Origin of the sequence: Halohasta litorea, from assembly GCF_024494645.1 — an archaeon.
In the GTDB taxonomy this organism is placed as follows: Archaea; Halobacteriota; Halobacteria; order Halobacteriales; family Haloferacaceae; genus Halohasta; species Halohasta litorea.
This window is the reverse complement of the sequence record NZ_JANHDJ010000022.1, coordinates 1-9220: the sequence shown is the minus strand read 5'-3', so window position 1 is coordinate 9220 and position 9220 is coordinate 1. Positions and strand designations below refer to the sequence as shown.

General features: G+C 51.9%; 9 protein-coding genes and 1 pseudogene. 4 read left to right on the top strand and 6 right to left on the bottom strand.

The features are described from left to right. Window positions 1-142: 142 nt before the first annotated feature. On the bottom strand, window positions 143-529 hold the full coding sequence (locus tag NO877_RS19520) for a DUF7970 domain-containing protein (protein WP_256397963.1): 387 nt from the start codon (window positions 527-529) through the stop codon (window positions 143-145). Continuing rightward, window positions 519-1376 carry a ParA family protein gene (locus NO877_RS19515; RefSeq protein WP_256397962.1) on the bottom strand — a complete coding sequence of 286 codons (858 nt, stop codon included), beginning with the start codon at window positions 1374-1376 and terminating at the stop codon, window positions 519-521. Before NO877_RS19515 ends, NO877_RS19520 begins: the two co-directional genes overlap by 11 nt. A gap of 523 nt (window positions 1377-1899) precedes the next feature. On the opposite strand from NO877_RS19515, the gene NO877_RS19510 reads away from it, so the two are divergent. The 3 genes from NO877_RS19510 (at window position 1900) to NO877_RS19500 (ending at window position 4767) form a co-directional block, all read left to right on the top strand. Beyond that, window positions 1900-2706, top strand: a complete 807-nt coding sequence (locus NO877_RS19510; protein WP_256397961.1) for a helix-turn-helix domain-containing protein — start codon at window positions 1900-1902, stop codon at window positions 2704-2706. A gap of 2 nt (window positions 2707-2708) precedes the next feature. Continuing rightward, complete coding sequence (locus NO877_RS19505; RefSeq protein WP_256397960.1) at window positions 2709-2969, top strand: hypothetical protein; 261 nt, start codon at window positions 2709-2711, stop codon at window positions 2967-2969. Between the two features lie 571 nt (window positions 2970-3540). After that, the gene (locus tag NO877_RS19500) at window positions 3541-4767 is read left to right on the top strand and encodes an orc1/cdc6 family replication initiation protein (protein ID WP_256397959.1); all 1227 of its coding nucleotides are present in this window, start codon (window positions 3541-3543) and stop codon (window positions 4765-4767) included. A 203-nt stretch (window positions 4768-4970) separates the two neighbouring features. Here the strand turns inward: NO877_RS19500 and NO877_RS19495 are convergent, their stop codons facing one another. The 3 genes from NO877_RS19495 to NO877_RS19485 all read right to left on the bottom strand — a co-directional run bounded on the left by NO877_RS19495 (window position 4971) and on the right by NO877_RS19485 (window position 7453). Further along, on the bottom strand, window positions 4971-5783 hold the full coding sequence (locus NO877_RS19495) for a DUF6036 family nucleotidyltransferase (protein ID WP_256397958.1): 813 nt from the start codon (window positions 5781-5783) through the stop codon (window positions 4971-4973). Continuing rightward, window positions 5780-6700 (bottom strand): helix-turn-helix domain-containing protein, encoded by a 921-nt coding sequence (locus tag NO877_RS19490; protein ID WP_256397957.1) that lies wholly within the window; start codon window positions 6698-6700, stop codon window positions 5780-5782. The genes NO877_RS19495 and NO877_RS19490 overlap by 4 nt, the downstream gene beginning before the upstream one ends. 156 nt (window positions 6701-6856) lie before the next feature. Further along, window positions 6857-7453 (bottom strand): site-specific integrase, encoded by a 597-nt coding sequence (locus tag NO877_RS19485; RefSeq protein ID WP_256397956.1) that lies wholly within the window; start codon window positions 7451-7453, stop codon window positions 6857-6859. Window positions 7454-7951: 498 nt separating this feature from the next. Here NO877_RS19485 and NO877_RS19480 point away from each other — a divergent pair, with 498 nt between their 5' ends. Further along, window positions 7952-9091, top strand: a complete 1140-nt coding sequence (locus NO877_RS19480) for a hypothetical protein (RefSeq protein WP_256397955.1) — start codon at window positions 7952-7954, stop codon at window positions 9089-9091. A 23-nt stretch (window positions 9092-9114) separates the two neighbouring features. Here the strand turns inward: NO877_RS19480 and NO877_RS19475 are convergent. After that, window positions 9115-9220: pseudogene (locus tag NO877_RS19475) on the bottom strand (IS5/IS1182 family transposase); the annotation flags it as partial.

Genomic DNA, 9220 nt, shown 5'->3' with positions numbered 1-9220 from the left:
GCAGACAAATGCCGAATTGAACGAAACTGATCCGACGGCTGTCTGGGAGCACCTTTCTTGATACGGTGAAAATCTCTCTCTATTTCGCTTTCAGATTGTGAACAACATCGAGCCAGTCGACAATCTCAGCCGCTGTTGAGAATTACCGTTGTCGACGCGCTTCGAGCAATTTCTCGGCAACCAGTTCAGGATTCTCGGCGGCCAGCCGCAGGGTTGCATCATGTAGTTCGCGCTTCGAAGCATTGCGTACGTCCTGTTTGCGAAGCGACCGCTCTATGTCTAGTTCTAGGGCATCATCGTATTCGTCCCATGTCGACGGGCGCGCATAAATCGGCGACTGCTTGGCTTCATCGTAGTTGAACGCCGTCTCATGAATATTGCCGGTGGCGTCAGGCTGTGACTTTGGTTCAGGCTCGGACGTGGTCGACTCCGATTTTGGTTCTGTTTCGGGTTCTGGGTCGACGTCGTCATCTTGCTGACGAGACTGTGCTTCCATATCCGAAAGCTCGCTAAACCGGTCACTCCCCATTGATCCCACCTCGGGCGACGATATCGGCGAGTTCGTCAAGCCTATCGATCATATCACTGTCTGGGTCATACTCTGCCAGTGGGACGCCCTCACGCCACGCACGTTTGAACGCAATTCGTTGTCGGATACCTGGATCAATTTCCTCGTCGTCGTCGAACAGCGACGGGTGGCCGAACGGAGGCAAGAGGTCGCCGAACGATTCGTTGAGTTCGTCGCAGAGCCATTGAGACTCGTTGTCCGACAGCATCATGTTCGGGACAATAGCGAGGATGTCGACATCAGTGTGGTCGCGGGCCGGGATGATTTCAGTTTTTAATAAGGTCTCGAAGCCCCGAACGGATTCTTCAGCAGGCGTCATCGGGACAATCACATTACCTGCTCCGAAGATAGCGGCCTCTCGGAACAGCGAATCTGAATCCCCGGGTGTATCGAAGACGACGTAATCGTAGCGGTCGCCGAGTACAATGTCGAGGAGCTGCTGTTTGATGACGAGGATGGCAAAGCGGTTCTCGGCGTCAATGATCGACTCTGACGTTGCGAGATCGGCACTAGATGGGATTAGGTCGAAGCCTTCGCGTTCGATGATAATATCGTCGAGCGATGGGTCTACAGTTTCGTCGTCGTCAGCCATGGCGGCTTCTTTCAGGTATGTGCCGATGTGATCATCCAAGTCGTAGGCATTGGCCTCACCTACTCCCTCGGTGGCGTTACCTGCTGGATCAATGTCGACGAGGAGTGTCCGACCACGCTCCTGAAGCCGGTCAGCGAGGTTGATTGCGATCGCCGTCTTTCCGACGCCGCCTTTCGTCAGTGAGACGGCGACCGCTCGTGGTTCGTCGACAGTCATTGGTCGACCTCGCTGATTGAGTTGGAACTATTTGACCTATCTAACCTATCCCTTCTATTTGTTCTATCCTTTCTTTCCATTCTATTCTTTGGATTACTTCGGTCAAACCCTTTCATTGATGTCTCTTACTGTATCCGAGACAGACTGCCTACAAAACCATTCTGGTGGTGATGAAATTCAAACCCATCCAACCTATTTAACCTATTCTTTCTATCCGTTCTATCCTTTCTTTCCATTCTATTTGTTCTATTCATTGGTTTAGTCGGATGGGATTCGGCTTAACTACGGACATAGTCACATGGCAAGGCATATTTTGATCTCCACGGCAAGGGGGTGGATGCGAAATGATTCAACCTTAACCAACGCTTGGTGTGAATTGTGGTTCAATGTTGGTTAACACTGTACGGTATCATTAGCTGTCACTCACTGGTCTATAATCTGAACACGATCCGCACCGGTATAGATTCAAGATTCCATTTCCGGCAAGATTTTTAATTGTTCCCGGAATAATGGTAACTATTAGATGCATGAGGTATTTGACGACACGGCGGCCCAGATCATCCTCGCTGTCGAGAGTGGTGACTCTATCCGTCGTGTTGCTCAGCACATTCAGACACCGTACGAAACAGTCAGACAGGCTGTGAACCGCCTCGAAGAAGCAGGCTATGTCGAGTATGATCATGGTCTCTCTGTAGTCGATGAGAGGGTCCGAAATAGCGCACAAGAGCTAGTAGCTGCAAGTGCCGCAATCAGTCCCCCATCGATTGATGAAGCATACGTTATCCCTCAATACGGTGAATGGCCCTTCGCCTACAGCCGGATTGATGCTGTCTATGTGTGGACTCAAGGTGGCTACCAGGTCGCTCGTGATCCTGGAGACTATCCATTGTTCCTCGCTGTTCGTGAGCAAGATGTCGACGACTGGCAAGCGTTCTTTGAGTCATTTGATCTGTCAACAGCATTCGAACGCCAACCACGAGAAGAACTATCTGGGCCACTTCAAATCGTTCTCGACCCACAACCAACACTCGATATCGAATATGTCGAGGGGTATCCAGTGATTCCCAGAGAGGACACAATCGCCTATATGCGTGAACACTACACGCAGTTCCAGTCTGCATTGTCGATGCTCGATCAGATGTACGAGGACCTCGACCTCGGTGTCGACTATGAAGAGAGAATTACCATTTACCAGCAATACAAAGATGGAGAGCTGTCTGATGACGCTGCGGAGATTCTGCTCGAAGATACCCTCAAAGAGATCGACCGCGAGCGGGAGGCCTTTGAAGAGGCCATAGAGCTTGACACGACCGATGTGTTCCATGAGTGACAATGGTCAACGATGACGTGCGATATCTCGTAATCGTCGACACTGATGCATTGGTTGCTGTTATAAACACGAGCCTGTGGCCCCGTATTGTCGAGACACTCCAGCTAACAACGACAAACGTCTGTTATCACGAACTCACACGCCATGGCTGTGGTGAGCTGCTCCGCGGCGAAGGGTGGGTCGGATACCAAGCGATTCAGGCCGCCTGTGAGGCGATCCCGGTCGACTGTGCACAGTATCCCCCAGATAATATCTTCTCGTGATGTGTCGGCACATGGGCTTTATTTTGGAGCTACGGCAGTAGACGAGGTCTATAGGCTATTGGAAATACACGGATTATATTAACCAACAAATTGAACCAATCCATTCGATTTGTTGGTTAATTAGCCGATAACTCATTTCTCAAAGAGAGTGTATAGAAAGCAAGCTTCAACCGTCGACCACACCCCGTTATCGATGTGTTAGATGGAGCATAGAGACTCTCACATGAGTTTACAAGCGATCATAGACCGCTGACCAATGCCCATTCTCAACAGAGACACACCACTGTTGCAAGTGAACAGCAATGAAACAGTACCCGACGACAGCTAGTCGGGTACGAATACACTATGTCTCGAATTCGGAGAACCACCTAAAACGGTATAATTAGATCTAACACGTGATTCTAACTGTCTAACTAATACACAAACATATCACTGCTTCACTTGTAATGGTGGGGTGTTGTTCTTTCGAGATACTCTACTCTACTAGTTTCACTTGTAACAGTGGTGTGGGTGTGTTCACTTGAAACAATTGCAAGGGTGGTTTTATATACTTTAGATAAAAAGTGAGTGTATGCGTCACTTCGAACGAAAGCAGAATCTCTTTCTCAATAAGGACGCACTTGGCGAGTCTTATCAGCCCGATCAGATTGAGGAGCGGGATGAAGAGATTGAGGAGTATATGGACGCCCTCCAACCCGTGATCGACGGTTGGGAACCGAACAACATCTTTTTGTACGGAAACACAGGCGTCGGGAAGACAGCTGTCACCGACTTCCTCTTAGACCAGCTCCAATCCGACATTGAACAGTACGACGATATCAATTTCACCGTCATCACGCTAAATTGCAAGACGCTCACCTCGTCGTATCAGGTCGCCGTTGCGTTGGTGAACAAACTCCGACCACACGGTGGCGAAATCAGTACAACAGGTTATCCTCAACAGGCAGTCTTCGAGAAACTGTTCCAAGAACTCGACAAGATTGGTGGGACAATCCTAATCGTCCTCGACGAGATTGACTCGATTGGCTCACAAGATGATTTGTTGTACGAACTACCGAGAGCGCGGGCAAACGACAAACTCGACGGGACGAAAGTTGGCGTGATCGGGATCAGTAACGACTTCAAATTCCGCGACCACCTCGATCCGCGAGTCCAGGATACGCTGTGCGAGCGAGAAATACAGTTTCCACCATACGACGCCACCGAACTCGAAAGCATCCTCCAGTCACGCAGCGAAGTCGCTATTGTCGACGATGGCATCGAACAGGGAGTTTTAGGGCTATGTGCGGCACTGGCTGCCCGCGACAGCGGGAGCGCACGACAAGCACTCGATTTACTCCGACTCGCTGGTGAGGTCGCCGAGAATCAAGATGCCGACAAAATCAAAATCACCCACGTTGAGGCCGCTCGTGAGAAACTCGAACAGAAGCGAATCGAACAGGGAATGCGGGAGCTAACCAGTCACGGTCGACTAGCGTTGCTGGCAGTAATCTCAAAGACGGCAAAGAACGAGGCTCCCTGTCGGACGAAAGCCGTCTACCGTGAGTATATGTCACTATGTGAGAGTGCTGATATCGACCCACTGGCCCAGCGGTCGCTGCACAACCATCTCTCAGATCTTCGAATGCTTGGTATCCTCTCATCGAACGAGAACCGTAGTGGATCTCGCGGGAACTACTACAGCTACGAACTAGACGTGCCGTTTTCGAGTGCAATTGATGCCATGTCCGATGTGATGGTCTTAGAGCAGGAGATTCAGACCATTCGTGATATCGCCCAAATGAACAACGTACTGTAGCGCCAGTTTTGGCTGTTCTTAGGGCCCGCTTCACTTGCAATGGTGGGGTGTCTGACGTTCTGCTGTTCACTTGTAATGGTGGGGTGTAGTCTTGGTATCTTCACTTGTAACAGTGGTGTGTCCGAGTATCGACGTTCATTTGTAACGGTGGGGTGTCTTGCCCACAGAACACACGAAGTCAACAACCCAAGGTCGTTGACCTGTTACAGAGTCGTCGACTCTTTCGTAATTTGCTGATCGTCGACCGTTATCACATCTTTTGCGTCGAGGCTACGGAGTGTTTCCTCAAGTTCCGCAGCCGAGAGGTCAAGCGTCGACGCTAACTCCGATCGATGGATCGAATCGTCGATTGCTTGCAACACTTCGAGTTCCCGGTACACGCGTTCGGTGATCTCGGAGACAGTCTCGGCCAGCGGGGTTGTAATATTGTGCTGATCCTCCAGATCGACAAGTGCCTCGTTGACGTATGAGACAAACAGTTCTTGGCCGAGGAGATCGATCTGTCGTGCCAGTTCGTCCTCAATGACGTCGAAATCGAGTGCCGTTTGTATCAGCCCGAACATGTCTTCGATGTCATCAGTCCGGCCTGCAACAGCTTTGAACAGGAAGATATCCTCGGCACTGACGAGTTCAACAGATAACTCGCCAGCGTCGAGATAGCGTTCACTTCGCTGGCGCATCCCACTCGAGAGGACGAGTTTGTTGATCACCTGTTTGTTGAACACGTCGATGCGGCACCCGTCATCGTTTTCGAGAATCCGCTGGGCACCGAGTTCGTCGTACTCCTCTCCGGGATCTTTGACGATTTCGTAGCCGTTCGCCAAGAGCACTATCTGGAGCTGTTGGAGATCGTCCCCACTTGTGACGATGAGATCTATGTCCTTCGTGGTGTTCTTGAGATCTCGAAACGCCATCGCACCGCCACCAATCAAATAGACTGTTAGTGGTGTCTCGATCTGCGTCCCGATCCGGTCTAGCTCCGCTTCGATATACTCGCTGTCGAATCGTGCTCTCATATCGCTACTCCGTATTCGTCTGCCAGTTCACGGAACTCGCTCCACGTCGGTAACCGATCGGCTCGCTCCTCTCCTTCGGTGTCGAGATACGAGAGCAGATCGGAGACGATTGTGCTGACATCATAGGTTTCGGCAAGTGACAGTACTTTGCCTCGATCCACCTCCTCACTTTTTAGCAACAACAGGCAGTATGACCGGGTTCGGGTTCCGTCGTCGATAACGAGCATATGACAGCACAGTTCGGCTGCTGAAATGTCGTCTTTCGACGGCGAATATAGGTAGTACCGCCGTTGCCGTGCCAGCAGAGGAAGACCAAACGCCTGGAACCGTTCCGGCCCCGTGGTAACGAACGCGTCCGACTCAATCACGTCGTCGGTCTGGACAAGGAACTCGTCGGGTGACTCCCACAGGATCGTGTGCGAGTCGACGTACTCTGCAATACGAGTACGATTCCGAAGGTGGGCAAACTCCTGTGCCAGCCCCACTAGCCCCTTGAACTCGTCGTTGATCACGTACTGTCCGTCGGATTTGTAGATGATCCCACGATCTTGTAATGGCGACAGCGCTCTGTGAACCGTACTCCGATGCACGCCAACTAGATCAGCGAGGTCAGTCGCGGATCTGGGGGAATCGAGATAGTAGAGTACACGAAGCGTCGCACCATCAAGTAATTCGGGAAACGGAATGTGTGAATACTGCTGGACGAACGTATCGAACAGTTCGACAGCTTTCGCATCCGACCGCTGTATTCGTTTCGTCTTCCCAGATCGGTGGGTATTGACGAGGCCTTTGGTTTCCACTCGCTGAACAAGTTCTGAGGTGTAGTTCACACTCCGATTGAGGTCGTCAGCGAGTTCCGAGATGGATGAGTCGCCCTTGAGTGTTGCAAGCACCTGGAGTTCAGCCTCAGTGTACACAGTGTTGCAATAGTACGAACTAAATATAAATAACTTCGCAGTTACGCAACAAGGCACTGCTTGTGTTGTTCGACAATAACGGTAGATAGCCAATCACAAGTTAGGCTATATCAAAATAGGCTATCGCTCCAACGGAAGGAGAACAAGGTCTTCACCTCAGTTAGACCGCATCGCTTCACCAATCCGCCCTTCAGTTGGCTCAGTAAGATATGGCTCAATAGCGGAATAGTCACTCCAGCCACCGATAGACATCATAGTGCGGACGTCGACTTGGCGTTCGACAAGGTGGTAGGTCGCCCAGCTGCGGCGGAGATCGTGTGAGGAGACGGACTCCCATCGATCATTCCCAGTTTCATCAGCAATTGCTTGTGTTGCTTCCTTTACCCAGCGTCGGATCGATGGTGTGGAGGCGTCGACCCATGGATCGATCTCGGAGAGACTGCGTTCGCGAGTATACTTGTGGATGTCGTCAGCTACGCTTTCAGGCATCCAGGCGTCACGGGTCTTCCGGCCACCACCTTTGGTATTTTTCCCTCTGACCTCAAAGAGCCAGATCTCACCGTCTTTCGACCACCTGAGTTCCTCAGTACTTGGGTAGGAAACTTCGCTCACACGGAGCCCACACCGCCCCATGAGTTGCATAGAAATCTCTCGTTCCCACCCGTCGGCTCCAGCAGTCCGCTCAAGATGATCCAGCTCATCAGGCGATAACCAGCATTTGACGACCGGATCTGAGTCATCGATCCGAACCATGAACAGATAGATAGGGGTTTTCGATCATAAAGCGGTGTGCCGGTCCGCTGAGAGGATCATATTGCAGTCGTTGTAGGGTAGTTCAATCGAGTTCTAACATAACCCGATTACGGCGATTAGTCTGTATACGGAGCATAATGAAAGATAGAACCGTGAGCAGATAGTAACTGTTGTGAGACGTAGATTCAGCACATGACGCCCACAAACATGGAATTGTCCACTCCGTGCTGTGAGCGGCGATCCGCTCTGCTTCCATCTGTATCTCAGGAACCTCTTCAACCGTCTGTTCAAGAGCGCTCGAAGTCTTGCACACACATTCTACGTCAATAGACGTGGCTCACGTTCCGCCTACTACCGACTTGTGAGGTAAGTTTACTGAAACAGAGTATCTAACTTGATTATATTATGCCCTTCCGCGCTCGCCGTGATGGTTCTCCCGTCGTTCCCGAGCTCGTCGACGATGGCGAAGCGGTCATCTGCCCCGATTGTGGTAAGACCATGTATCCACGATCTGCTCCTGGACGTGCTCGCCACTTCTACCACGTCTCCGACTCTAATGGTCACCGTTGCTCGAATGGCGGTGGGGAATCGGAAGCACATGAGCACGCGGTCGCCCGGGTTGAGGTTGCCCTCGATCAGCGTTTCGGTGACGACGATAATGCGACTATCGGCACCGAAGTGGACGTCGACGTTTCGGGGATCCCGACACCGACCGAAGTTCGCCGGGCCGACGCACTCGTTGAGTTCGACGACGAGAACGTTTTCTTCGGAGCAGGCCTTGCTGTCGAAGTCCAGCACAAGCACGAGGACAAAGATACCCGGCAGGCAACCCACGACTACCTCGCCGCCGGTTACTCAGTCGTCTGGATCGGTGCCGACGCGGTCCTCAACGAGACGTTTGACTACGATACAATCGGTGATGAATTCGAGCGGGATGATGGGAACGGGTATGCTTACCGGACATCGGAAGCTGAATTATTCGTGACCTGCGGCGGGATCTACTACCAAGGTGAACACCTCTGGCGTCGGGTTCCTGAGTACGCCCATCCACGCGGACAAGAAGACCTCCCGACGTACGACATCTGTATCGGTCAGCAGTGCGACCTCCGACGGCTCCACCAAGACAACCCCGCCGATGACGTACCCAAGTACACCTACTCGAAGAGTGACGAACACGGACCGGATTTCCCTCTAAAAGCAGTACGGAAAGCTCTGACCAGACAATATAGAACTACGCCGTTCAAGAGTTGGGCAAAGCAGGTGTACCCGGTTGCAACTGTCGAGAAGTTCCTCGCTACTCGCCAAGAAATCGGTCGCTGTCGTGGCCCGAAGGGTATCCACGAGTGGGGACGGACAGAGGCAATCTGGCCGGAGGATTCATCCAGTCCGGATATTGCACTTCACAAATGTCGTCACTGTCCGGTACGTCTCGTGACTAACCACCGTGGCAGAAACAGCCAGCGAACGGACTGCCTCTACGGACGTGAACCCCCACACGACTGGGATAACGTGTACTTCACCTCCCGTCCCGACGAATGCAGCCATTATCTCTACGATGAGGCTGTCATCGAAGACTATTGCCCCAAATGCGGGTCGACGATGGACGGACCGGACACCACGCTTCTTGACTATTTTTGAGAGAGGGTGTCATAGAAGAGTTCTCACACCGTGATGATCGTACTTCCTGGATTGTCTCCGCGTTCGTAGTTGGTGATAGCGACGACGAGGCGAAGGCACAGGGCAAGAAACACCTGCGCTCGTGCGTGG

Bases quoted from the DNA above. Each gene is read 5' to 3' on its own strand.
- NO877_RS19520 (WP_256397963.1), bottom strand. From the start codon at position 529: ATGGGGAGTGACCGGTTTAGCGAGCTTTCGGATATGGAAGCACAGTCT.
- NO877_RS19515 (WP_256397962.1), bottom strand. From the start codon at position 1,376: ATGACTGTCGACGAACCACGAGCGGTCGCCGTCTCACTGACGAAAGGC.
- NO877_RS19510 (WP_256397961.1), top strand. From the start codon at position 1,900: ATGCATGAGGTATTTGACGACACGGCGGCCCAGATCATCCTCGCTGTC.
- NO877_RS19505 (WP_256397960.1), top strand. From the start codon at position 2,709: ATGGTCAACGATGACGTGCGATATCTCGTAATCGTCGACACTGATGCA.
- NO877_RS19500 (WP_256397959.1), top strand. From the start codon at position 3,541: ATGCGTCACTTCGAACGAAAGCAGAATCTCTTTCTCAATAAGGACGCA.
- NO877_RS19495 (WP_256397958.1), bottom strand. From the start codon at position 5,783: ATGAGAGCACGATTCGACAGCGAGTATATCGAAGCGGAGCTAGACCGG.
- NO877_RS19485 (WP_256397956.1), bottom strand. From the start codon at position 7,453: ATGGTTCGGATCGATGACTCAGATCCGGTCGTCAAATGCTGGTTATCG.
- NO877_RS19480 (WP_256397955.1), top strand. From the start codon at position 7,952: ATGTATCCACGATCTGCTCCTGGACGTGCTCGCCACTTCTACCACGTC.